The organism is Streptomyces sp. SCA2-17 (assembly GCF_044336695.1).
In genome coordinates this window covers 3,326,699-3,350,283 of sequence record NZ_CP117521.1, presented here as the reverse complement: position 1 = coordinate 3,350,283, position 23,585 = coordinate 3,326,699, and the positions used below count along the sequence as shown (strand labels likewise).

21 protein-coding genes, 1 tRNA gene and 1 other RNA gene are annotated in these 23,585 nt (G+C 72.0%); 7 read left to right on the top strand and 16 right to left on the bottom strand.

Translation table 11 applies throughout. The features are described from left to right. Positions 1–122: 122 nt before the first annotated feature. Both PS271_RS15050 and PS271_RS15045 read right to left on the bottom strand, forming a co-directional pair. A complete protein-coding gene (locus PS271_RS15050) occupies positions 123–1,547 on the bottom strand; it encodes a beta-propeller fold lactonase family protein (protein WP_398382382.1) in 1,425 nt (474 codons plus the stop codon). Between the two features lie 96 nt (positions 1,548–1,643). Next, a complete protein-coding gene (locus PS271_RS15045) occupies positions 1,644–1,922 on the bottom strand; it encodes a dsRBD fold-containing protein (protein ID WP_398382381.1) in 279 nt (92 codons plus the stop codon). A gap of 210 nt (positions 1,923–2,132) precedes the next feature. Between PS271_RS15045 and PS271_RS15040 the strand changes: the two genes are divergently transcribed. Both PS271_RS15040 and PS271_RS15035 read left to right on the top strand, forming a co-directional pair. Then, positions 2,133–3,056, top strand: a complete 924-nt coding sequence (locus PS271_RS15040; protein ID WP_398382380.1) for a phenylalanine 4-monooxygenase — start codon at positions 2,133–2,135, stop codon at positions 3,054–3,056. A gap of 112 nt (positions 3,057–3,168) precedes the next feature. After that, positions 3,169–5,034: a S9 family peptidase gene (locus tag PS271_RS15035; RefSeq protein WP_398382379.1), complete on the top strand. Its 1,866-nt coding sequence runs from the start codon at positions 3,169–3,171 to the stop codon at positions 5,032–5,034. On the opposite strand, the gene PS271_RS15030 is transcribed toward PS271_RS15035, so the two are convergent. The 11 genes from PS271_RS15030 to ffs form a co-directional block, all read right to left on the bottom strand. Further along, positions 4,949–5,800 (bottom strand): SURF1 family protein, encoded by an 852-nt coding sequence (locus tag PS271_RS15030; RefSeq protein WP_398382378.1) that lies wholly within the window; start codon positions 5,798–5,800, stop codon positions 4,949–4,951. The genes PS271_RS15035 and PS271_RS15030 overlap by 86 nt on opposite strands. A 67-nt stretch (positions 5,801–5,867) precedes the next feature. Continuing rightward, positions 5,868–7,052: an anti-sigma factor gene (locus PS271_RS15025; RefSeq protein ID WP_398382377.1), complete on the bottom strand. Its 1,185-nt coding sequence runs from the start codon at positions 7,050–7,052 to the stop codon at positions 5,868–5,870. Next, the gene (locus tag PS271_RS15020; RefSeq protein ID WP_194960694.1) at positions 7,049–7,627 is read right to left on the bottom strand and encodes a SigE family RNA polymerase sigma factor; all 579 of its coding nucleotides are present in this window, start codon (positions 7,625–7,627) and stop codon (positions 7,049–7,051) included. The genes PS271_RS15025 and PS271_RS15020 overlap by 4 nt, the downstream gene beginning before the upstream one ends. A gap of 362 nt (positions 7,628–7,989) precedes the next feature. Next, positions 7,990–9,096, bottom strand: a complete 1,107-nt coding sequence (locus PS271_RS15015) for an aspartate-semialdehyde dehydrogenase (RefSeq protein WP_398382376.1) — start codon at positions 9,094–9,096, stop codon at positions 7,990–7,992. Continuing rightward, positions 9,093–10,364, bottom strand: a complete 1,272-nt coding sequence (locus PS271_RS15010) for an aspartate kinase (RefSeq protein ID WP_356289233.1) — start codon at positions 10,362–10,364, stop codon at positions 9,093–9,095. Before PS271_RS15010 ends, PS271_RS15015 begins: the two co-directional genes overlap by 4 nt. Before the next feature lie 253 nt (positions 10,365–10,617). After that, a complete protein-coding gene (locus PS271_RS15005; RefSeq protein ID WP_398382375.1) occupies positions 10,618–11,661 on the bottom strand; it encodes a methyltransferase in 1,044 nt (347 codons plus the stop codon). A gap of 266 nt (positions 11,662–11,927) precedes the next feature. After that, on the bottom strand, positions 11,928–12,584 hold the full coding sequence (locus PS271_RS15000) for a DUF5063 domain-containing protein (protein WP_359107874.1): 657 nt from the start codon (positions 12,582–12,584) through the stop codon (positions 11,928–11,930). Beyond that, positions 12,577–13,176 carry a recombination mediator RecR gene (gene recR, locus PS271_RS14995; protein ID WP_030367243.1) on the bottom strand — a complete coding sequence of 200 codons (600 nt, stop codon included), beginning with the start codon at positions 13,174–13,176 and terminating at the stop codon, positions 12,577–12,579. Before recR ends, PS271_RS15000 begins: the two co-directional genes overlap by 8 nt. Before the next feature lie 100 nt (positions 13,177–13,276). Further along, the gene (locus tag PS271_RS14990) at positions 13,277–13,621 is read right to left on the bottom strand and encodes a YbaB/EbfC family nucleoid-associated protein (RefSeq protein ID WP_120755273.1); all 345 of its coding nucleotides are present in this window, start codon (positions 13,619–13,621) and stop codon (positions 13,277–13,279) included. Positions 13,622–13,823: 202 nt separating this feature from the next. Beyond that, on the bottom strand, positions 13,824–16,139 hold the full coding sequence (locus PS271_RS14985) for a DNA polymerase III subunit gamma and tau (protein ID WP_398382374.1): 2,316 nt from the start codon (positions 16,137–16,139) through the stop codon (positions 13,824–13,826). Between the two features lie 86 nt (positions 16,140–16,225). Further along, positions 16,226–16,320: signal recognition particle sRNA small type (gene ffs / locus PS271_RS14980), an RNA gene on the bottom strand. 111 nt (positions 16,321–16,431) lie between these two features. Between ffs and PS271_RS14975 the strand changes: the two genes are divergently transcribed. Beyond that, positions 16,432–16,516 (top strand) — tRNA-Ser (locus PS271_RS14975). Between the two features lie 104 nt (positions 16,517–16,620). Here the strand turns inward: PS271_RS14975 and PS271_RS14970 are convergent. Next, the gene (locus PS271_RS14970; RefSeq protein ID WP_398382373.1) at positions 16,621–17,157 is read right to left on the bottom strand and encodes a MarR family winged helix-turn-helix transcriptional regulator; all 537 of its coding nucleotides are present in this window, start codon (positions 17,155–17,157) and stop codon (positions 16,621–16,623) included. 113 nt (positions 17,158–17,270) lie between these two features. Between PS271_RS14970 and PS271_RS14965 the strand changes: the two genes are divergently transcribed. Then, positions 17,271–18,113 (top strand): NAD(P)H-binding protein, encoded by an 843-nt coding sequence (locus tag PS271_RS14965; protein WP_398382372.1) that lies wholly within the window; start codon positions 17,271–17,273, stop codon positions 18,111–18,113. A gap of 41 nt (positions 18,114–18,154) precedes the next feature. Next, positions 18,155–18,637 carry a winged helix DNA-binding protein gene (locus tag PS271_RS14960; protein WP_398382371.1) on the top strand — a complete coding sequence of 161 codons (483 nt, stop codon included), beginning with the start codon at positions 18,155–18,157 and terminating at the stop codon, positions 18,635–18,637. A 60-nt stretch (positions 18,638–18,697) separates the two neighbouring features. On the opposite strand, the gene PS271_RS14955 is transcribed toward PS271_RS14960, so the two are convergent. Further along, positions 18,698–19,948: an FAD-dependent oxidoreductase gene (locus PS271_RS14955; RefSeq protein ID WP_398382370.1), complete on the bottom strand. Its 1,251-nt coding sequence runs from the start codon at positions 19,946–19,948 to the stop codon at positions 18,698–18,700. A 46-nt stretch (positions 19,949–19,994) separates the two neighbouring features. Beyond that, on the bottom strand, positions 19,995–20,870 hold the full coding sequence (locus PS271_RS14950; protein WP_398382369.1) for an MmyB family transcriptional regulator: 876 nt from the start codon (positions 20,868–20,870) through the stop codon (positions 19,995–19,997). Between the two features lie 133 nt (positions 20,871–21,003). Here PS271_RS14950 and PS271_RS14945 point away from each other — a divergent pair, with 133 nt between their 5' ends. Continuing rightward, the gene (locus PS271_RS14945) at positions 21,004–21,882 is read left to right on the top strand and encodes an alpha/beta fold hydrolase (protein ID WP_398382368.1); all 879 of its coding nucleotides are present in this window, start codon (positions 21,004–21,006) and stop codon (positions 21,880–21,882) included. A gap of 204 nt (positions 21,883–22,086) precedes the next feature. Continuing rightward, complete coding sequence (locus PS271_RS14940) at positions 22,087–23,541, top strand: sensor histidine kinase (protein ID WP_398382367.1); 1,455 nt, start codon at positions 22,087–22,089, stop codon at positions 23,539–23,541. Positions 23,542–23,585: the final 44 nt, after the last annotated feature.

Here is a 23,585-nt window from a genome sequence, read left to right as displayed (position 1 = left end):
GCCGGGCCGCCACTCCCTGTTGATCAACTCTGGCCCGGACGCGTCTCGCCGGTCCATGGGAACCCATGACGACAAGTCGTCAGTCGAGTTCTCGTCACCCGCCGAGAAGGGGATAAACAATGTCAAATGCGAACCATTGCACAGGCGACACCGGGGGCGGCGTAGGCGGCGCCGGAAGGTGACAGCCGACCGGTACCCGGGTCGGCCCGGAATACCGTGACGGAACCCGACCCCTGGTTCGCCGCGAAGAGCAGGCGTTCGTCGGAGGAGAAAGCGATGTGGCGCGGGAAGTCGCCGCGTACCGGCACGGTGTCCAGCAGGCGCAACCGCGCGCCGGACGCCTCGACGGCATAGCGGGCGATGCTGTTGTGCCCGCGGTTGGCGAGATACGCGAAACGGCCCGACTTTCCGACCAGGATCTGCGCCGGATAGTTCCTGGCGCTGCCGGTCCCGGAGCCGGGGCTGGAACCGATGCCGGAACCGGTGCGCAGCGCCGGACCCGGGCTGAGGTCACCCGTTGCCGGGTCGTAGGCGCAGAGGGTGACCGTGTTGTCGAGTTCGTTCGCCACATAGGCGAACCTGCCGCGGGGGTGGAACGTCAAATGGCGCGGGCCCGCCCCCGGCGCGAGGCTCACATAAGCAATTCGCGTCAGGCGTCCAGCAGTTGTGTCGAGGCGATACGTGTACACCGTATCGTTGCCGAGATCCACGGCGAGGACGAAGCGCCCGTCGGGGCTGGTGATGATCTGGTGGGCGTGCGCGCTCTCCTGGCCCGGGCCGGGCGGGGGGACGAGGTGAGCGACCACGTCGGACGGCTCGGCCAAGGCGCCCGTTCCGTCGATCGGGTGAACGGCCACGCTGCCGGAGAGGTAGTTGGCGGTCAGCAGCCAGCGGCCGCTCGGGTGGACCGAGACGTGGCACGGCAGGGCGCCGCCGGTGCTCCACGTCCCCAAGATCCGGCGGTCGGCCAGCCGGACGGCCGTCACGCTTCCGTTCTGCTGCTCGTTGACGGCGTAGAGGGTGTGCCCGCGCGGGTGCAGCGCCAGGTAGGACGGGTCGGTCACCCCCTCGATCGCCCCCGCCGCGGTCATCCGCCCTGTCTTCCGGTCGTACGAGGCGAGGCTGATACCGGTGCCGCCACCCGGGACGGACGTGTACGCGCCGAGGAGGACGAGGCCTGGAGCCGCGGATGCGGGCGGGTGGGCGGGCGTGGGCGCGGGGTGGGGCTGAGGCTTCGGGTGCGGCTTCGGGTGCGGCTTCGCCTGCGGCTGAAGCTGAGGCCGGGGCGGTGACGGATCCGCCGCTGAAGGCCGGGCGGCGGCCCCGAGCACGGCACCCGCGGCGAGCCCGGCGAGCCCCGTCAGCAGCCGGCGCCGCCCGGAGCCGCCCCGCTCTGGCCCCGGTTCGACGGCGTGCGGCGGAAAGAGCTCTTCGGATCCCAGTGCTTCTCGCCTCCTGCGGCCGGGCGGAGTTCCCCATGTAGTAAAGCCTGGGAAAGGCGGGATCCGGGCCGGTCGCCACGCCGGGACGGTGCCGGGGTTATTCATAGACCGGGCATATTCATAGCCCTGGGTTATTCATAAAAAGCCCTCCCCGCCGACCGGCTGTCCGGCCGGCGGGGAGGAACAGGCCCCATTTCCGCCTCAGGAGGAGAGGGACCCCTTGACCGGTTGATGCGTGTGCGACTCGATGTCGTGCGCGGCGTTGTCGAGCAGCTTGTTGGTGAGGTCCGCGAGAGCACGGGCCGCCGCTAGTTCGTCGCCGATGGCGGGGTCGTTCTGGTCGGCCGGATTGCACCGGGCGACGCCATGACCCACCATCTGCCGTTCTCCGCCTTTGCCGATCAGCGTGGCGTCGGCGGTGACCTTGCGGCCCTCTTCAGTGATGTCGATCTGGGCGTTCCACGCCGTCTTGGTCGTCATGGCAAACCTCCTGTACCTACCGGGGCACCCGGGGCACCAGGACGTCAACCACGCCGAGCACAGAGCTCACACCTGGGCCCACTGTCCACGCTGGCACCGGTCTTGGCCGAGCGCATCTCAAGACGCGGTTCTACGGGACTTGGGGCGGATCGCAGGACGGATCGACGGCCGAGGGTTACTCTCTGCTGCCGCCTGGGCACCTTGTGTGTCATGAGTCATGTCTGGTCACGGACCCCGGTGACCCGCGAGGGCCGGCTCGGCACGGCGGCGCAGCACCCGGGCCGGAGCGACAGCCTGTACTTGCAGCGGCGGAACGCCATAGCGCGGCTCGCCCGCGGGCACCGCGTGGGCGAGCCTTCCCCGGCCGTGGAGTACACCGAGGCCGAACACGCGACGTGGCGCACGGTCCACGGCGCGCTGGCCGGGGCGCACCGGGCGTACGCCTGCCGGGAGGTCCTGGATGCCGCGGAGGCGGCCCCGATCCCGGCCGATCACGTGCCGCAGCACGCCGAGGTCAGCGAGCGCCTGAAGCCGCTGACCGGCTTCGCATTCACGCTCGCGGGTGGTTTCGTGGAGAACCGGCGCTTTCTGGGAGCGATGCAGGACGGCTACTTCCACGCCGTGCAATTCGTCCGCCATCCGTCCGTGCCGCTGTACACGCCCGAACCGGACGTGATCCACGACGTGTTCGGCCACGGCATCCACCTTGCGTCGCCCCGGTTCGCGGAGCTGTACCGCCTGTTCGGCCGTACCGCGATGCGCCTCGGTACGCCCGAGGCGCTCGATCTCCTCAGCCGCGTGTACTGGTTCACGCTCGAGTTCGGCGTGATGGAGGAGGCCGGGTCGAGGGCTGGATCGAGGACCGGACCGGGGGCGGGCCCGCCCAAGGCATACGGGGCGGCGCTGTTGTCCTCGTACGGCGAGCTCGCGCGGCTGGACCGCTGCGAGGTCCGCGAGCTGGACGTGCACGCGGTCGTGGCGACTCCTTACCGGGTTTCGGGCTACCAGCCGGTGCTGTTCAGCGCGCGGTGCCTGAATCACCTCACGGACTCGCTGGCCGGTTTCCTGGCGGGCTTCGACGACGACACGGGCGACAGGCTCGGTCTGCGCCCGGTGCCGGGCGACCGGTCCTGACCCCGACCCCAGCAGACCCGACAGCCCCGGCAACCGCTAAGCGGAATGATGGTTATCCACAGGCTGGGGCTCGCCTGGACGCCCCGCCCGTGCTCCGGCGCAGAATGGGTCCATGACTGAGAGCAACGGGGCCGAGCTGAACGACGAGAGGCCCGGTACGGCGGTGCCGGACTGGGAGAAGCGCTTCCGGGCGCCGCGGGTAGGGCTGCCGAGATGGGCGCAGGACGCCCCCGACCGCGCACTGTTCGTGTCGAACGTGACGGGCACCTTCGAGGTGTACGCGTGGGACCGTGCGACGGGCGAGCAGCGGCAGGCGACCGACCGGCCGAACGGCACGACGGGCGGGGCGCTGTCGCCCGACGGCGAATGGATCTGGTGGTTCTCCGACACGGACGGGGACGAGTTCGGCGTGTGGATGCGCCAGCCCTTCCACGGCGGGCCCGACGAGCCCGCCGCGCCCGGCCTCGAGCCCTCCTACCCGGCCGGCCTGGCCCTGGGCCGGGACGGCACGGCCGTGGTCGGCCGCTCCACGGACAAGGGCGGGTCCACGGTCCACGTGGCGCGGCCCGGTGCGGCGCCCGTGGAGATCTACCGTCACACGGAGTCGGCGGGGGTCGGCGGCATGTCGCACGACGGCGCCCTGATCGCGATCGAGCACACCGAGCACGGCGACGCGATGCACTCAGCCGTCCGGATCGTGCGGCCGGACGGCAGCACCGTCGCCGAGCTGGACGACACGCGGGGCGGCACGGAGGAGCTGGGCCTGGCCGTCATGGGATTCGCCCCGGTGGCCGGGGACTCCCGGCTGCTCGTGGGGCACCAGCGGCGGGGCCGCTGGGAGCCGATGCTGTGGGACGCCGCGACGGGCGAGGAGACGGCGCTGGCTCTCGACCTGCCGGGTGACCTGGACGCGGGCTGGTATCCGGACGGTTCGGCGCTGCTGATCGAGCACAGCTTCCAGGCCCGCAGCGAGCTGTTCCGCTATGAGCTGGCCAGTGGCTCGCTGACCCGGCTGGACACTCCGGCGGGCACGGTGTCGGGCGCCCTGCCGCGGCCGGACGGCAGCGTGGAGTTCCTGTGGTCCTCGGCCGCCGAGCCCTCGGCGGTGCGGTCTACGACCGGGCAGGTGGTGCTGGATCCGCCGGCGCTGCCGGGCGGGGTCGGCCGGGCGCCGGGCTCCGTGCCGGTCGAGGACGTGTGGGTGGAGGGCCCCGGCGGCAAGGTGCACGCCCTGATCCAGAAGCCGGAGGGCGACGGCCCCTTCCCTGCGGTCTTCGACATCCACGGCGGCCCGACCTGGCACGACAGCGACGCCTTCGCCGCGGGCCCCGCGGCCTGGGTCGACCACGGCTACGCGGTCGTCCGCGTCAACTACCGGGGCTCGACGGGCTACGGCCGGGCGTGGACGGACGCGCTCAAGCACCGGGTGGGCCTCATCGAGCTGGAGGACATCGCGGCGGTCCGGGACTGGACGGTCTCCGCGGGGATCGCCGATCCCGGGCGGCTGGTGCTGGCGGGCGGATCGTGGGGCGGCTATCTGACGCTGCTCGGCCTGGGCACCCAGCCGGAGGCGTGGGCGCTGGGTCTGGCCGGCGTGCCCGTCGCGGACTACGTGACGGCCTATCACGACGAGATGGAGGCCCTGAAGGCCCTGGACCGCACGCTGCTGGGCGGCACCCCGGAGGAGGTGCCGGAGCGCTACGAGGCGTCGTCCCCGCTGACGTACGTCGACCAGGTGCGCGCGCCGGTCTACATCTCCGCGGGCATGAACGACCCGCGGTGCCCGATCCGCCAGATCGAGAACTACGTGGAGCGGCTGGAGCGGCGCGGCCACCCCCTGGAGGTGTACCGCTACGACGCGGGGCACGGCTCCCTGGTGGTGGAGGAGCGGATCAAGCAGCTCCGGCTGGAGATCGCTTTTGCGGAGCGTCATCTGGGCCGTCCGGGCCCTGAGCGTCCGGAGCCGTCTCCGGAGTGATGCCGAGGGCCAGGTCCCGCGCGGCCTCCGCCTCCCGGCGGAAGAGCCTGGCCCACATGAACAGCACGAAGCCGGCGAAGACGAACCACTCCCCGGTGTAGCCGAGGTTCTGGAAGGCCTTGAGGTCCAGGCCGCTGTTCGGGGCGGCGGCCGGGGGCACCGGGGTCATGGCCCCGTCCGCCTCGGTGGCGGTGATCCACGCGTCCTGGACCCCGTACGGCACGAGGTTGACCAGTGAGGCGGCGCTGATCACGCCGAGCTGGCCGGCGGGCAGGCCGCCGCCGGACCGTACGCCCTTGGAGCCGGGGCTCTCCGAGGACTGGAGGGCGCCGGTGACGGTCACATGGCCGGCCGGCGGGGCCGGGACCTTGGCGGTGTCCGCCTTGGAGTCCGCGTCGCCGGGCAGCCAGCCGCGGACGACGGGAAGGGCCTTGCCCTCGTCCGTGCGCAGGAGGGTCAGTACGTAGAAGCCCTGGCGGTCGTCCAGCGTCCGCTCCGGCACGAGCAGCTGGTGCTCGGTGTCGTAGCGGCCGGAGGCGGTCGCCCGGCGGCCGGAGGTCTCGGTCGTCACGGGGAGGAGGTCGCGCAGCGGCTCGGCCGCGGCCTCGCGGGCGTCGTCGGCCTGCGTCTGCTGCTCGCGGTGCGAGTCGACGCGCGTTTCGAAGCGGCCGAGCTGCCAGCTGCCCATGAAGAGACAGAAGGGGATGGCCACCACGGTGAAGACGTTGATCGCCCACCAGCGGGGAGTCAGCAGGAACCGATACACACCACCACGGTACGGGCACGGCCGCGGGGCCGGTCACCGCCCCCTGCCGGGGGCCCGCGCGGCGGGGTCAGCTCGTCGTGACGATCGGCCCGGTGCGGTAGACGGTGCCGGCGCACGCGTCGTCGATCTTGGCGTCCGCTATCGCGGGCTCGCCCACATCCGGGGTGTGGCTGAGGACGACGCCCGGCTGGGGCGTGGGAGGCGGCGAATCCGGGACGCTCGGCTGCTGCCCGCTCGCCGCGGCGGAGCCGGCCGGGGAGGCGCTGGCGCCCCCGCCGGCGGAAGGCGCCGGAGAGGAGCCGCCGCCGGTCTTGCCGCAGCTGTTGCGCCCGCCGTCGGAGGCCGGGATCCAGGCGAACTTCACCTCGTAGGCCTGGCCGGGCTGCAGGATGACCTCGCTGGGCTCGGTCGCCGGGTCGGGCAGGCCGGTCGCGGCGTCGCCCGGCGTGTGGTCCACGACGGAGACGCGCCCGCTCTCGGCGCCGCCCCGCGGGCTCGCCGCGACGGTCCCCGGCCCGCCCACCGTGCAGACGGCGCGGGAGACGTTGACCACGCGGAAGGCGCCGTAGACCCGCCCGTCGCGGTCGGCAGGGCCGACCGTCCCGCTGCCCTTGCCGAGCTGGTCGCGGTCGCAGGTCGGGGAGACGGCGGCGAAGGTGTTCGTGGGGGCGGGGGGAATGCCTGCGGGGGAGGAACCAGCGGGCTTGGGTTCATTGCCCTTCTTCCCCTCGTCCTTGCGCTCTTCCCGCTTTTCGTCGTGGTTCCGGGCCTCGCCCTCTTCGGGCCGCCCGGCGCCGTCGCCCACCCCGTCGGGTTCGGCGACCGGGTCCTCGGGAGTGTGCTGGCTGCTGGCCGTGTTGGCGTGGCGTTCCTCGACCGCGTCACCGGTGGTGGCGACGTGGACGACCGCGGGCAGGGCCGTACCGCCGAGGATCAGCGCGGCCGCGGCGCCCACGAGGGCCTGCCTGCGGCGGGTACGCCGGGCCGGCACGGCGCGCCGGATCTGGTCCAGAGAGTCGGGCGCGGGCTCGATGTCCCCGACGGCACCCTGAAGCAGCTGCCGGAGCGTCTGCTCGTCCATGCCGGTGCCGTCCATGCCCGCGCCGCCCGTGCCGGTGCCGTGCATGCCGATGTCACGCACACCGTCGTGCATGCCGTTGCCGTGCACACCGCCGTCGTGCATACCGCCGTCGTGCGTGCCCCCGTCGCGCTCGCCGGCGGGACCGGGCCCGTCGTAAGGGGGGCGGGTCATGCCGGAGCCTCCATGGCGATGCGGAGCGCCGCGATGCCGCGCGACCCGTACGCCTTGACCGAGCCGAGGGAGAGGCCCAGGGTCTCGGCGACCTGGGCCTCGGTCATATCGGCGAAGTAGCGGAGGACGAGGACTTCCCGCTGGCGGCGTTGCAGTCCACGCATCGCTTTGATCAATTGGTCGCGCTCCAGCTGTTCGTACGCACCCTCTTCGGCGCTCGCCATGTCGGGCATCGGCTTGGAGAGCAGCTTCAGCCCGAGGATCCGGCGGCGGAGCGCGGAACGGGACAGATTGACGACAGTCTGCCTCAGATAGGCGAGGGTCTTCTCCGGCTCCCGGACCCGGCCGCGCGCGGAGTGCACTCGTATGAAGGCCTCCTGGACCACGTCCTCACACGAGGCGGTGTCGTCGAGGAGCAGCGCGGCAAGGCCGAGCAGGGACCGGTAGTGGGCCCTGTAGGTCTCGGTGAGGTGGTCGACTGTGGTGCCCGCTGCCATTGCTTCGTCAGCGTCCCCCCGCTGGGGCGGGATCTGGGCGGCGGGCCGGGCGGTCGGCCAGGGAGCGATCACCGGCATGCCGCCCGACGGGTAGGAACGCGGACGCAGTGCACTGCCGCCGCGCCTCGGGGCGGTTGCGATGCTGATGACCTCTGCCACGCCTGTTGGACACGCTTCCCCCCGTCAGGGTTGTACACGCGAGGCGCCGCGTCTGACGATGCGCCGCGTGACGATGCGTCATATGCCCTCATGCGTACCAGCTCTTCCTCAATGCCCCGGTTTTGCTACCGCCCTGAGAGACGGCAGCAAAGACGCTCCCGGCCCGCTGACGGTTGCAGTGGGCGGGGAGCGCATCGTCGAACACTTCATCTGCCCAGTTCAAGAGGTCTGGACCAACGACTTGATCACAGGACCTGCAAGACCTTCACCACTTCTCCAGATTAGGGAGTGGTCAGCTCCGCCGCCACGCATTCGGCGACCTGAGCTGTGTTCAGTGCCGCTCCCTTGCGCAGATTGTCGCCGCAGACGAAGAGGTCGAGCGCTCGCGGGTCGTCCAGGGAGCGGCGCACCCGGCCCACCCACGTCGGATCGGTGCCCACCGCGTCCGCGGGCGTGGGGAACTCCCCCTCGGCGGGATCGTCCACGAGCACGACCCCCGGTGCGCTCGCCAGGATCTCGTGGGCCTGCTCCACCGTGACCTCGTTCTCGAACCGCGCGTGCACGGCCAGCGAGTGCGTGGTGATCACGGGGACCCGTACGCACGTCGCCGCGACCCGCAGCGACGGCAGCCCCAGGATCTTGCGGGACTCGTCCCGGATCTTGAGCTCCTCGGAGGACCAGCCGTCCTCCTGGAGCGAGCCCGCCCACGGCACCACGTTCAGCGCGAGGGGCGCGGGGAAGGGGCCGAGCCCGTCGCCGACCGCGCGGCGCACGTCGCCGGGCTGCGTCCCCAGCGAGGAGCCGGCCACCTCGGCGAGCTGCGCGCGCAGCGTGTCGACGCCGGCCTTGCCCGCCCCCGAAGCCGCCTGGTACGAGGAGACGACCAGCTCGCTGAGCCCGAATTCGGCGTGCAGCGCACCCACCGCGACGATCATCGACAGCGTCGTGCAGTTGGGGTTGGCGATGATGCCGCGCGGCCGTACGCGCGCGGCGTGCGCGTTCACCTCGGGCACCACCAGCGGCACGTCCGGGTCCATCCGGAAGGCCGCGGAGTTGTCGACGACGACCGTGCCCTTGGCGGCGGCGATCGGCGCCCATTGCGCGGAGACCTCGTCCGGCACGTCGAACATGGCGACGTCGACGCCGTCGAACGCCTCCTCGCTCAGCGCGACGACCTCGGTCTCCTCGCCGCGCACGGTGAGCCGGCGCCCCGCCGAGCGCGGGGAGGCGACGAGCCGGATCTCGCCCCACACGTCCTGGCGCTGCGAAAGGATCTCCAGCATGACCGTGCCGACGGCACCGGTGGCGCCGACGACGGCGAGCACCGGCTTACGGCCCGTACCGGCACCCGCGAAGGTGCCGGTACGGGCCGCGGGGCCGGAGGTCATCGCCCGGTGCCTCCGTAGACGACGGCCTCGTCGCTCTCGCTGTCCAGGCCGAAGGCGGAGTGCACCGCGCGGACGGCCTCGTTCACGTCGTCGGCACGGGTGACGACCGAGATGCGGATCTCGGAGGTCGAGATCAGCTCGATGTTCACCCCGGCGTTCGACAGCGCCTCGAAGAACGTCGCCGTGACGCCCGGGTTGGTCTTCATCCCCGCGCCGACCAGCGAGATCTTCGCGATCTGGTCGTCGTAGCGCAGCGAGTCGAAGCCCACGCGCTCCTTCGTCTTCTCCAGCGCCTCGATCGCCTTGCGGCCCTCGGTCTTGGGGAGGGTGAAGGAGATGTCGGTCAGGCCGGTGGACGCCGCGGAGACGTTCTGCACGACCATGTCGATGTTGATCTCGGCGTCCGCGATCGCCCGGAAGATCGTCGCGGCCTCACCCGGCTTGTCCGGCACCCCGACGACCGTGACCTTGGCCTCGGAGGTGTCGTGTGCGACGCCCGAGATGATCGCCTGCTCCATCGGCTGGTCCCCTTGCGGTTCGTTGCTGACCCAGGTGCCCTGGAGCCCCGAGAAGGACGAGCGCACGTGGATCGGGATGTTGTAACGGCGTGCGTACTCGACGCAGCGGTGCAGCAGCACCTTGGAACCGGAGCTCGCGAGCTCCAGCATGTCCTCGAACGAGATCCAATCGATCTTGCGGGCCTTCTTCACCACCCGCGGGTCGGCCGTGAAGACGCCGTCGACGTCGGTGTAGATCTCGCAGACCTCGGCGTTCAGCGCGGCGGCCAGGGCGACGGCGGTGGTGTCGGAACCGCCGCGGCCCAGGGTCGTGATGTCCTTGCTGTCCTGGGACACGCCCTGGAAGCCGGCCACGATCGCGATGTTGCCGGAGTCCACCGACTGCTGGATGCGGCCCGGCGTGACGTCGATGATGCGCGCCTTGCCGTGGACCGCGTCCGTGATGACACCGGCCTGGCTGCCGGTGAACGACTGTGCCGCGTGGCCGAGGTTTTTGATGGCCATCGCCAGCAGGGCCATGGAGATACGCTCTCCGGCGGTCAGCAGCATGTCGAACTCACGTCCGGCAGGCATCGGCGAAACCTGCTCGGCGAGATCGATCAACTCGTCCGTCGTGTCACCCATCGCGGAAACCACGACGACCACCTGGTGGCCGTTCTTCTTGGCTTCCACGATTCGCTTGGCAACCCGCTTGATGCCTTCGGCATCGGCAACGGAGGAGCCTCCGTACTTCTGCACGACAAGGCCCACGTGCGCTCCTCGCAGCTCTGTGTAATGCGGTCGGCTCAGTCTAACGAGCGGCCGGATTCAGCCATGCCGATACCGCATGCTGAGACGTGTCGCCCGCGTCATGATCGTGAACGGTACGCCGTCGGACCGCCCGCGATCACTCCTGCCCTACCGGAGCGACGCCACTCACTTTGTGAGCTGCAACACCCCTGGGGGGTCGCGCGGCCGGCCGACGCGGAAGCTCAGCCCGCCGCCGCGTCAAAGGCAGGGCGCGCTAGACCGGCAGCGCCTCGAGGATCGAGCTGATGGGTGTGGGGATGATCCGGTTCAGCCTGAAGCCCGCCTCGGCCAGCAGGTCGCGGAACTCCTGCTCCGTACGCTCCCGGCCCGTCACGAGCGCCAGCATGGTGATGTCCAGGACCTTGGCCATGTGCGGTTCGTTGCCCTTCGGGAGGACCGCGTCCACGGCCAGCAGCTTGCCGCCCGGCGGGATCGCGGCGCGGATCGCGCGGAGGATGCGCAGGCACTCCTCGTCGTTCCAGTCGTGAAGGATGTGCTTGAGGAGGTAGATGTCGCCGCCGGGCGTCACGGCCTCGAAGAAGTTGCCGCCGTCCGTGCGCCAGCGGCCGGCGATCGCCTTGGCTTCCGTGCCCTCCTCCAGGAGGTGCGCGGCCACCGTCTGCTCCTGGTCGAACAGAACGCCGGACAGGCCGGGGTTGCGGCTGAGCACGGCCCGGACCAGCCCGCCGCGGCCGCCGCCGACGTCCACGACCGTACCGTCGGCCGGGAACTCGTACGTGTCGGCAATGAGTTCGTCCTCCGGGCCGGACATGTTCGCCATCCCCGCGTCGAACTGGCGCTGGGCGTCGGCGTCCGTCGTCAGGTAGTCGAAGAAGGGCATGCCGTACGCCGTCTGGAAGGGGATGGCGCCCGTGCGGAGCGCGTCCTCCAGGCCCGCCGCCGAGCGCCGGAAGATCTCGTCGGTGAACCAGACCATGCCGGTGTGCGCCGAGCGGGGCACGTCCGTACGGAGCAGCTCGGCGGCCGGGGTGAGGCCGAAGGCGCCCTGCTCGTCCTCCTGGAAGATGCCGCGCATGGCGAGCAGCCGCAGCACGCGGCGCAGCGTAGGGCCGTGCAGACCCGCGCGGCGGGCGAGCTCGTCGGGTTGCAGGGGGCCGTCGGCGAGGTGGTCGGCGACGCGGTGAACGGCGACGGCGCGCAGTGCGGAGGCGTAGAAGTGACCGAAGGCGGCATCGCCCAACTCGGTCGAGATGGCGGGGTTTTCGTCGGGCCGACCGGTGCCGGAAGTGGCGTCCATGTCTCTCCCCTCGTGGTCCCCTCGTCAGAGGCGACGTGGTCCCCTCGTCAGGGGCGCTCGTCTCGCAGGCTACGAGGGGGAGGGAGGCCGAGGACGTCGAATCTCAACGATGGCCGAAGTTGGGGGGTGAGTGGCGAGCCGGTGGCGGAGGCGGGGGCGGCCCGGGCGTCGACGGCGTCGGGGCGGGGCGGGTCCGGGACGCGTCAGGCCCGCGTCGTGCCCGCTCAGACCCCGCGCCGTGCCCGTCGGGCCCCGCGCCGCGTCCGTCAGGCCCCGTGCAGCCCCAGCGGACCCGCGATCTCCGCCTCCATCACGCGCCCCGCCTCCTCGGCGAGCCGCTCCTCCGTCGCCACGGAGTCGGTGTCCAGGCCTCCGAGCTCGTCCAGGGGCTGGTCGAGGCGTACGTGGGCGACCAGGGACTGGAGGGCGCGGAGGGCGGCCGAGGCCGTCGGGCCCCAGTTGGACAGGTACGAGAACTGCCACCACCACAGGGCCTCGCTGACCCGGCCGTCCCGGTAGTGGGCCATGCCGTGCCGCAGGTCGGTGATGATGTCGGCGAGGTCGTCGGAGACCCGGCAGGCGACAGGGGCCGTACGCGGCACGTACGGGTCGAAGACCTCCGAGTAGACGTCCACGGGGTCGAGGAGCCGGGCGAAGCGCTCCCGCAGCTCGTCGACGTCCGGCTCGGGGCCGACGTCGGGCTCGTAGCGCTCGTCGGGGAGGAAGTCCTCGTGCGCGCCGAGCCTGCCGCCGGTGAGGAGCAGCTGGGAGATCTCCAGCAGCAGGAAGGGCACGGCGCTGTCGGGCTCATCGCCGCGCGACACCTCGGTGACGGCGACGATGAAGCTCTCGATGGAGTCCGCGACCGAGACCGCGAAGTCGTCGGGGTCGCGCTTGGCGTCGTGCAGCGTTGCGTCAGACATCGAGAAGTCGTCTCCCTTCGAAGGCACGCCCGAGCGTGACCTCGTCGGCGTATTCAAGGTCTCCCCCTACGGGAAGGCCGCTGGCCAGCCGCGTGACCTTGAGCCCCATGGGCTTCACCATACGGGCGAGGTACGTGGCGGTGGCCTCACCTTCCAGATTGGGGTCGGTGGCGAGAATCAGCTCGGTGACGGTGCCGTCCGCGAGCCGGGCGAGCAGCTCGCGGATGCGCAGATCGTCGGGGCCGACGCCCTCGATGGGGCTGATGGCCCCGCCGAGGACGTGGTAGCGGCCGCGGAATTCCCTCGTCCGCTCGATGGCGACGACGTCCTTGGACTCCTCCACGACGCAGATCACGGCGGGGTCGCGGCGCGGGTCCTGGCAGACCCGGCACCGCTCCTCCTGGGCGACATTGCCGCAGACCGCGCAGAAGCGGACCTTGGCCTTGACCTCGGTCAGGGCGTGGGCGAGCCGGCGGACGTCGGCCGGCTCGGCCTGAAGGATGTGGAAGGCGATCCGCTGCGCGCTCTTGGGACCGACGCCGGGCAGCCTGCCCAGCTCGTCGATGAGGTCCTGGACCACGCCTTCATACACGGATCGAATGCTCCTTCTTCGCTTGTGCGCTTTTGGTTACGTACTGTGCCGTCGGCTCAGCCGCTCAGATCCGAGGCTCAGATCCGAGGCTCAGATCGGCTTAGAACGGCAGGCCGGGGATGCCGCTGCCGCCGCCCAGGCCCTGGGCGAGCGGGCCGAGCTTCTGCTGCTGCAGCTGCTGGGCGGCGTTGTTGGCGTCGCGGACGGCGGCGAGGATGAGATCCGCGAGGGTCTCGGTGTCCTCGGGGTCGACGGCCTTGGGGTCGATCGCCAGGGCCTGGAGCTCGCCGGCGCCGGTGACCGTCGCCTTCACCAGGCCGCCGCCCGACGAGCCCTCGACGGGCGTACGGGCGAGCTCCTCCTGCGCTGCGGCGAGATCCTGCTGCATCTTCTGCGCCTGCTGGAGGAGCTGCTGCATGTTGGGCTGGCCACCACCGGGAATCACGGGTTCGCTCCTGGCTTTCGACGACGTTTGTCTCGGTAGCCCGAGCCTACGTGGTCGCCGCTTCCGGCGCCCCATGCCGGACGAAGAAGAACAGGGGGCGCCTGGGGGCGCATGCGGCGCACCCAGGGGGTCCGGCGGTGTCGCTGCGGGGCTCGTGTGCCCGGACCGCTCGCTCTACTCGTTTCGTTCTACTCGTTTCCTTCTACTCGTTCGCGATCTCTTCGATGACGGTCGCGCCCAGCTCGCGGACGATGAGGTCGTGGCCGGTCAGGGCGGTCTCGTCGAGGTCGGGATCGTCCTCGGCGGGAATGTCGTCCTCGGGGGCGACGGGCGGCGGCTCGGGCTCGCGGTACGCCTGGGCCGGCGGGGGCGGCGGAGGCGTGGGGGACGCGGGCGCCTGGTACGAGGACTGGTGCTGCTGCCGGCTTGCCTGTCCCGTTTGGTTCGCCTGGTTCGCCTGTCCCGTCTGGTTCGGCTGAGGCTGCGGGGCCGCCGGGGCGGGGCGGGGAGCGGCGGGTGCGGGGGCCTGCGGGGCGTAGCCGCCGCCACCGCCGCCGAAGCCGCCCGCGAAGCCGCCCGCGGGGGCGCCTGCCCCCGGCGCCGGGCCCGTACCGACGACGAGCTCGATCTTCCACTGGACCTGGCCCTGGTAGGCGTCGCCGATCGCCTGGCGGAGGACCTCCTCGCTGCCGCTGTTGGCGAAGCTGTCGCGCGCGCCGGCGTTGGCGAAGCCGATCTGGAGGGTCGTGCCGTCGAAGCCGACGACCTCGGCGTTCTGGCTGAGGACGATCCAGGTGAAGCGGCGGCGGTTCTTGACCGCGTCCAGGATGGCGGGCCACATCTGGCGGACCTGGTTGGGGTCGCCGACGGGGCGGGACTGGGATCCGGCGCCTGCGCCTACGCCTGCGCTCGTGCCGGCAGCTGCGGGGGCGGGCGCCGGGGCAGGGGCCGAGGCCGGGGCGGGCTGGCCCTGGCCGGGAGCCACGGCGGAGGGCCAGGCGCCGGGGCGGGAGGCTCCGCCGCCGCCCTGGCCGGGCGCGGCGGCGGTCGGCCAGGCGCCTGCGGGGCGCGCCGCGGGGGCTTCGGGGGCCGGGGCCTGAGGTGTGGGGGTTACGGAAGGTGCCGGAGCTGCGGGGGGTGTCTGCGGTGCCACGGGGGCGGCCGGGGCCGGAGCCGCCGGGGCCGGGGCGGGAGCGGCGGCAGCCGGCGCAGGAGCCCCGGAGACCGCCGCGCGGGCCGCGGCGGGACCGGACAGCCCGGGGGCCTGCGCGGGCTGCCCGTAGGCCTGGTCAGGTGCGTGCGCGCCGGGCCCGGGAACGTAGCCGGTGGCGGGGACCATGGGCGCGGACACGAGCGCGGCCGCCCCGCGCTCCAGCTTTTCGAGCCGGGCCCGTACGGACCGCTCGTCGTCGTAGGCGGCGGGGAGCAGGACGCGCGCGCAGATCAGCTCCAGCTGGAGCCGCGGCGACGTCGCGCCCCGCATCTCCGTCAGGCCTTCGTTGACGAGGTCGGCGGCGCGGCTGAGCTCGCCCGGGCCGAAGACGCCGGCCTGGGCCTGCATGCGCTCCACGACATCGGCGGGGGCGTCCAGCAGGCCCTTCTCGACCGCGTCGGGCACGGCGGCGAGGATCACGAGGTCGCGCAGGCGCTCCAGGAGGTCGGCGACGAAGCGGCGGGGGTCGTTGCCGCCCTCGATGACGCGGTCGACGACCTCGAAGGCCGCGGCGCCGTCGTTCGCCGCGAACGCGTCCACCACGGCGTCGAGCAGCGACCCGTCCGTGTACCCGAGGAGGGACGTCGCCATGGCGTATGTCACACCGTCCTCGGCCGCGCCGGCGAGGAGCTGGTCCATGACGGACATCGAGTCACGTACGGACCCGGCGCCCGCCCGTACGACCAGCGGCAGCACCCCGTCCTCCACGGGGATGGCCTCGCGATCGCACACCTCGCCCAGATACTCACGCAGCGTGCCCGGGGGGACCAGCCGGAAGGGGTAGTGGTGCGTACGCGACCGGATCGTCCCGATGACCTTCTCGGGCTCTGTGGTCGCGAAGATGAACTTGAGGTGCTCCGGCGGCTCCTCGACCACCTTCAACAGGGCGTTGAAGCCCGCCGAGGTGACCATGTGGGCCTCATCGATGATGTAGATCTTGTAGCGGCTGGAGGCGGGCCCGAAGAAGGCCTTCTCCCGCAGCTCACGGGCATCGTCCACGCCACCGTGCGAGGCGGCGTCGATCTCGATGACGTCGATCGAACCGCGCCCGTTGCGCGCGAGGTCCTGGCACGACTGGCACTCCCCGCACGGGGTGGGCGTCGGGCCCTTCTCGCAGTTCAGACAGCGGGCGAGGATGCGCGCGCTCGTCGTCTTTCCGCAGCCGCGCGGTCCGCTGAACAGATACGCGTGATTGACCCTGTTGTTGCGCAGCGCCTGCTGCAACGGGGTGGTGACATGCTCCTGCCCGATGACCTCGGCGAAGGACTCGGGGCGGTAGCGGCGGTAGAGCGCGAGGGACGACACACCTACGACGATATCGGGCCCCACTGACAAGTGGCCTCGCTCACATCCACAGGCCCCCGCGACCCCGGGGCGCGGGCCCAGGAAACACAAGGGCCCCCCACGCACCCGCCAGAGCCGACCTACCCTTGCTGCCTTCCGGCCCTGGGGGAGTTCAGTCAGATAGCGCCACGTGAGGGGCTTGCCCCCCAGCCTAGCGGATCCCGCACGGTGCCCGTGCCCGCTCCCCCGCCCCACCCCCACCCCGCGACCACGTGTTCGCGAGCACCCCTCCGCGTCTTGTATTGTTTGCGGCGGAGGATTCGCCTAGAGGCCTAGGGCGCACGCTTGGAAAGCGTGTTGGGGGCAACCCCTCACGAGTTCGAATCTCGTATCCTCCGCACAGTGCCTCACCGGGCACTATCGAAGGCCCCGACCGGGAAACCGGCCGGGGCCTTCGTGATTCCTCAGCGCTCGTTGTCCTGGTTTTTGTCCACAGGGTGTTTCAGCGGGGAGTGTCCTGGGCCACGGGGCGGTGGCGGAGGGCGTCCTGGGAGTCGACGTACTTGAGCATGAGGCGGGCGAACTCCAGGCGCTCGTGCTCGGTCCAGTCGGCGGTGATGCATTCGAAGGCCGAGCGCTGGTGGCGGGTGAAGCGGGCCATCAGCTCGCGGCCTTCGGGGCTGAGGTGGAGGACGGTGCGGCGTCCGTCCTGCTGGGAGGCCGCCCGGATCAGGTAGCCGGCCGAGATGCAGTCGGAGACCATGCGGCTGGCCACCGACGGGTCCACGCCCAGGTGGCGGGCCACCGCCCCGACCGTGACCTCCGGCGGGCCCTCCGGTGCCTCCTGTTCGGCCTCCAGGACGATCCTGAGCACCAGCGTGCGGCTCAGATCCTTCTGGGAGATGGGGTTTTCGACCTCCAGGAGCGAGGAACGCCGCAGCTTTCCGAAAGCCGGGCCCACGGCGTCCAGCAGCTCGTCCGCCGTCTTCCCATTCACCTCGTCCGTCCCCTCCACTGTCTTCGGCTCGCGCTTGGTCATGCCCTTCAGCGTACAGACATGGATGATGCGGCGAAGGCATGTGTTGACCAACAAATGTGTGCGTGCAAGCATGCATATGTCGATCCCCATGTGTATGCGAACGGAGCACCTTCATGTCCATCCTCGTCACCGGCGCCCGCGGCAAAGTCGGTCAAGCCGTCATCGGCCGCCTGTACTCCGCCGGTCTCAGCGTCCGCGCCGCCAGCGCCGACCCCGCCGCGCTGACCGTCCCTGAGGGCGTCGAGGTCGCCGAGCTCGACCTCGGTCGGCCCGCGGACTTCGACTCCGCGCTCCGCGGCGTCCGCCAGGTCTTCCTCTACCCCGAGCCCGCCGGCATCCACGAGCTCGTCAAGGCCGCCGAGGCCGCAGGCGTCGAGCACGTCGTCCTGCTCTCGTCCTCCTCGGTCCTCGGCCCGGACGCCGAGAGCGACCCGCTCGCCGGCCACAGCCTCCGGGTCGAGCGCGCCCTCGCCGGCTCCGGCCTCACCCGTACGTTCCTGCGCCCGGACGCCTTCGCCAGCAACTCCCTCGGCTGGGCCCACCCCATCAGCCGGTCGATGCCGGTCCAGCTCGCCTACCCGGACGCGCACATCGCGCCCATCCACCCCGAGGACATCGCCGACATCGCCTTCGAGGCCCTGACCGGCACGTCCCTCACCGGCCGCTCGGTCACCCTGACCGGGCCCGAGTCACTCAGCTTCCGGGAGCAGCTCGGCGTCCTCGCCGAGACCCTCGGCCGCGAGATCCCGGTCGAGAAGATCAGCCGCGCCGAAGCCGAGCGGCAGATGGCGAACTACATGCCCGCCCCGGTGATTTACTCCCTGCTCAACCTGTGGGAAGCCGCTGACCGTGGTCCGGCCGCCATCGCCGATACCACCCACAGCCTCCTCGGCCGGCCCGCCCGCACCTTCCGGCAGTGGGCCCGCGAGAACGCCACCGCGTTCATCCAGCCCTGATCCCCCAGGGATTCCATCGCTTCGGCCTCGACCCGGGCCCCGTGGACCGCCATCACCACCTCTGCAGGGAGCACGCCTTGCCCGCCTTGAAGCCCATCGGCTACTGGCTCAACCGCACCGACAAAGCCCTCACCCGCTCCATGGACTCCATGCTGGCCGAATTCGGCCTCACCCGGATCGCGTGGCAGGTCCTCAACGTCATCGAGGACGGCCCACCGGGCACGGGAACAGACATGCCGACCGTGCTGACCGCCCTTGCCGCCAATGCCGACGCCGCCACCCTGACCGCCGCCGTCGAGGCGGTCATCGCCGGCGGCTGGGCGGCACGCCCGGCACCCGGCCGCCTCGTTCTGACCGGCGACGGCCGTGCGCGCCTCTCCGCGGTCGCCGGGCGCGTTCACGCCTTCCGTGATCTGTCGACGGCCGGCATCTCCGGCGAGGAGTACCGGATCACCGTCACTGTCCTCGAGCGGATGACTCGCAACCTGGAAAGCGTTTGGCCGGGGAGCATGCAGCACGCGTGAAACCGTCCCGGCCGCCCGGACTGCTCGGATCAACCGGCCCGCGCGGCACTGTCAATGCGCCTACGGAGCATGCATCTTGCCGAAGAAGCCCCGTGAACTTCCCGTCAGGGCTGAGGCCAGGTATCGGCCCGCACCCGGTAGCCGGGCGGCGCGCAGGGCGAGGCGGCGGGCACGTAGTTCGTTCTGGGAGTGGGGGAGGAACCAGCGGACGCCCTTGCGCGCTGCTTGCTGCTTTTCCGTGACCACGGGCCGCCACTGTTCCTCGTACCGCCGCAGTGCCGTCGCGGTCGACGGCGCCTCGGACAGTTGCTCGGCGAGGAGGCGGGCGCCGGCGAGGCCCAGGGAAGCGCCCTGGCCGGCGAGGAGTGAGACCGCGTAGCAGGCGTCGCCGACGAGGGTCACCCGTCCCCGGCTCCAGCACGGCACCTCGGTCTGGGCGACCTGGTCGTAGTACACCTCGTCGCCGGGCGGGCACGCGCGCAGCGCCTGCGGGACGACCCAGCCGAGCCCTCCGTACTCCTCGCGCAGTGCCTTCCGCGGGTCGCCGGGCAGGCCGGGGTCGGCCGTCCGGTGGACGGCGAACGCCGCCACGCGGCCGTCGCGCAGGCTGTAGAAGCCCATCTGCCGGTCGACCGTGTCGGTGAGGACGAAGCTGTCCCGGCAGGCGGCGTGGATCTCAGGGTCTTCGAAGACGAACGCTGCGGTGTGGAAGCCGAGATGGCGCACGTAGCGTTTGTCGTTCTCGCGGTTCGCGTGGTTCGCGTGGTTCGCGTGGTTAGCGTCGCTCTCGTGGTTCGCGTCGTTAAAGGCCAGGCGCCGTACCGCCGAGTGGACGCCGTCCGCGCCGACGACGACGTCGGCATCGAGGTGCGTGCCGTCGTTCAGCGTGACGGTCGCGCCGCCGGTGTCACTGCTCGCGTGGCCGCCGACCGCCGTGACGGTGGTCCCGAACCGTACGTCGACGCCCGCGGGCAGGCTCTCGTACAGGGCGCGTTCGAGGTCCGGCCGCATGATGCTGATCAGCCGGCCGCCGATGGCGCGGCCCAGCGTCGCGTACGTCATGCCCGCCCGCCGGCGGCCGTCCTCGTCCACGTAGCGGAGTTCGTTCACCGCGTAGCCGAGCTCTTGCAGCCGGGGGAGAAGGCCCAGCTCCTCGGCGGCCGTGTAGCCCGGACCGAAGAAGTCGATCATGTAGCCCTGGGTGCGGAGGGCGGGGGCCTTCTCCAGGACCACCACGTCCCAGCCGGCGTCGCCGAGGCACCGGGCGAGGGCCAGCCCGGCGATTCCACCACCGCAGATCACGGCCTTCATCAGCGTCGGCCTCCTCTCGCGCCCCGTTTCGGTCCCCGTTGACCTCCTACCCTGCCGCCGCTTCCTCGAACTGCGGTGTGCCCACCGCCCCCAGGAGGGCCAGGCGGTCCTGGGTGTCGGTGCCGGGGGGCGGGGTGAGGAGGATCAGGCGCTGGTCGCAGTCAGGGGAGAGAAGGACCTGGCAGTCCAGGTCGACCGGGCCCACCAGGGAGTGCAGGACGCGCATGCGGGTGCGGCGGCGAACGGCCACCTCGTGGCGTTCCCAGAGGGTGCGGAACTCGTCGCTGGCCTCGCGGAGGCGGTCGACCAGGCGGGTCGCCGCCTGATCGCCGGCGCGGCGGGCCACGGCGGCACGCAGGTCGGCCGTGTGCAGGCGGCCGTAGTGCTCGTGTTCCGCGGGCGGGTAGGCGGCGCGGACGGCCGGGTCGGTGAACCAGCGCCAGACGACGTTACGGCCGTGCTCGGAGACGGTGCAGACGCCGCCGAGGAGGGCGCGGGCCATGGCGTTCTGGGCCAGGACGTCGCCCAGGTCGCTGAGGACCTGTGCCGGTGTCGCGGGCAGCTGGTCGAGGAGGTGGAGCAGGCCGGGGGCCACGTGGTCGCCCGCCGTGCGGCCCGCGGGCGGGCGGTGGCCCGCGAGCAGGTACAGGTGGTCGCGTTCGTCGGTGTCCAGGCGCAGGGCGCGGGCGAGAGCGGCGAGCATCTGCGGGGAGGGCTGCGGGCCGCGGGCCTGTTCCAGGCGGATGTAGTAGTCGGCCGACATGCCCGCGAGCTGGGCGACCTCCTCGCGGCGCAGTCCGGGCGTGCGGCGCCGGGGGCCCGCGGGCAGGCCCGCGTCCTGCGGGCGGATCCGGTCGCGGGAGCGGCGGAGGAAGTCGGCGAGCTCCGGGCGGTCCGGGCGGGCGGTCGTCATGCGGATCATCCTCGCCGACGCGTCCGCCGCGAACCAGGGACCGGCAGTCCCAGGGTGGGCAGGGCTCTCCCGCGGGACTGCGGACGACGGGAGTGTGGAGGACGTCCCCACCGGCACGCATTCCACAACAGGAGTTCTCCCCATGACCATGACCATGACCACGACCACCGCCACCGCCATCCCCACGGCCCCCGTCACCACCGCCACCGTCGCCGTCGCCGACGCCCTCGTCCGCTACGACCGCTACGACCGCCTCGGCTCCTCCGACGGCATCCGCACGCCCCTCGTCCTCGTCCACGGCACCGGGTCCACCGGCGCCGCCCTGACCTGGGGGCGGATCGCCCCGCGGTTCGCCGAGGACCGTACGGTCATCACCCCCGACCTCTCCGGCACCGACCGCACCACCGATGGCGGCGGCCCACTCACCGTCGAGGGCCTCGCCGCCCAGGTCGTCGCCGTCATAGAGGACGCCGGCGCCGGGCCCGTCGATCTGCTGGGCTTCTCCATGGGCTCCCCCGTCGCCGCAGCCGTCGCCGCGCTGCGGCCCGACCTCGTACGGCGGCTGATCCTGGTGGCGGGCTGGGCGCACACGGAGGGCGACGAGTTCCTCCGCAGCACCTTCGCCCTGTGGAACCGGCTCGGCACGTCCGACCCTGTGGCCTTCGGCCGGTTCGTCCTGATGACGGGCTTCAGCCGCGGCTTCCTCAACGCCATCGGGCGGGAGCAGGTCGACGCCATGTCCGCCAACATGCCGTCCACCCGGGGCACCCTCCGCCACGCCGACCTCGACGCGCGCGTCGACATCCGCACCCTGCTGCCCCGTGTCCAGGCCGAGACGCTCGTGATCGGTTGCCTGCAGGACGCCACCGTGCCGGTCGAGCACAGCCGCGACCTGCACACAGCGATCCCCGGCAGCACGTACGCCGAACTGGACACCGGGCACGTCGCCTTCTTCGAGCAGCCGGAGGAGTTCCGGAGGCTGGTGGACGAGTTCACCCTCGGCACCACCCGCGGTGCGTGAGGCCCGGGGCGGGAAGCCCGGGGCGGGGACCGGCAGTTATCCACAGCCCCTCGGGCCCTGGCGGGCAGGTGTCGTACGCTGCTGAGCAGGGATTCGGGCCGGGGAGTAGTCATGACGGAAGTCGCAGATCAAGCCGCTGATCGGGATGCCGGCAGGCAGCAGTCCGCCGGTCAGCAGTCCGCGCATTTACCGTCCGCCGATCGCATGCGCGGACTCCTCGACGCCGTCATGAGCGTCGGCCACGGGCTCGAACTTCCCCAGGTGCTCCACGGCATCGTCGAGGCGGCCGTCACCCTCACCGATGCGGAGTACGGTGCGCTCGGCATCGTCGGGGACGGGCAGACGCTGTCGGAGTTCCTGCCGGTCGGCATGTCCGAGGAGCTCGCGGCGCGCATCGGCCGTACGCCCTGCGGGCGCGGGATCCTCGGTGAGCTCATCCACAACCCCGCCCCGCTGCGGCTCACCGACCTCACCCGCCATCCGCGCAGCTACGGATTCCCCGAGCACCATCCGCCCATGCGCACGTTCCTGGGCGTGCCCGTCCGCGTGCGCGACGAGGTCTTCGGCAACCTCTACCTCACCGAGAAGCGGGGCGGCGCCGCGTTCGACGCGGACGACGAGTCCGTCCTGGCCACCCTGTCCATCGCCGCGGGCGTCGCCATCGACAACGCCCGTATGTACCACGAGAGCCGCCGCCGCGAGCGCTGGCTGCAAGCGCTCGGCGAGATCACCCGCAGCCTGCTGTCGGGCACGGACGCGGACGCGGCGCTGAAGCTCATCGCCGAGCGGGCCATGGAGGTCGCGGACGCCGACAACGCCGTCGTTGTGGGCGACGACGACCAGGGCGGCACGGAAGCGGCCGGCGATCGTTCCGGCCCCACCCTCTCCGTTCCCCTCCAGGCCGGCGACGGTGCCCGCGGTGCGCTGCTGCTGCGCCGCCACGCCGGGCGGGCGCCGTTCGACGAGACGGAGGTGAAGCTGATATCCGGCTTCGCCGACCAGGCGGCCATCGCCCTCGAACTCGCCCAGCGCCGCGCCGAGTCCGAAGAGCTCGCGGTCCTCCACGACCGCGACCGCATCGCCCGCGACCTGCACGACCTGGCCATCCAGCGGCTCTTCGCCACCGGCATGACGTTGCAGAGCGCCACGCGCCTGATCGACCGGCCGGAGGCCGCCGAGCGGGTCGGCCGGGCGGTCGACGACCTGGACACGACCATTCAGATCATCCGGTCGACCATCTTCGGCCTGCGGACGGCCGGGGACGGCCGCGGCGGCGGGCCGAGCCTGCGGCGCGGCATGGCCGAGGCGGTGCAGGCCGCCACGCGGACGCTGGGCTTCGCGCCCGCACTGCGGATCGAGGGGCCGGCCGACACCGACGTCCCCGCCGAGCTGGCCGAGCAGATCCTGGCCGTGGCGGCGGAGGCGCTCAGCAACGCGGCCCGGCATGCCGCGGCCCGCCGCGTGGAGGTCATGCTGACGGTGGCCGAGCGGGCCACGCTGACGGTGACGGACGACGGCGTGGGCGTCGGATCCGCCCCGCGGCGCGGCGGCCTGGCCAACATGCGGTCCCGGGCGGAGCTCCACGGCGGCCGACTGGCCGTGGAGATACCCGACGGCGGGGGCACGCGGATCGTGTGGAGCGTGCCGCTGCCCGACTGAGTCACGGAGTTCCCCTGCGGGCGGACCCTACCCCTCCTACGACC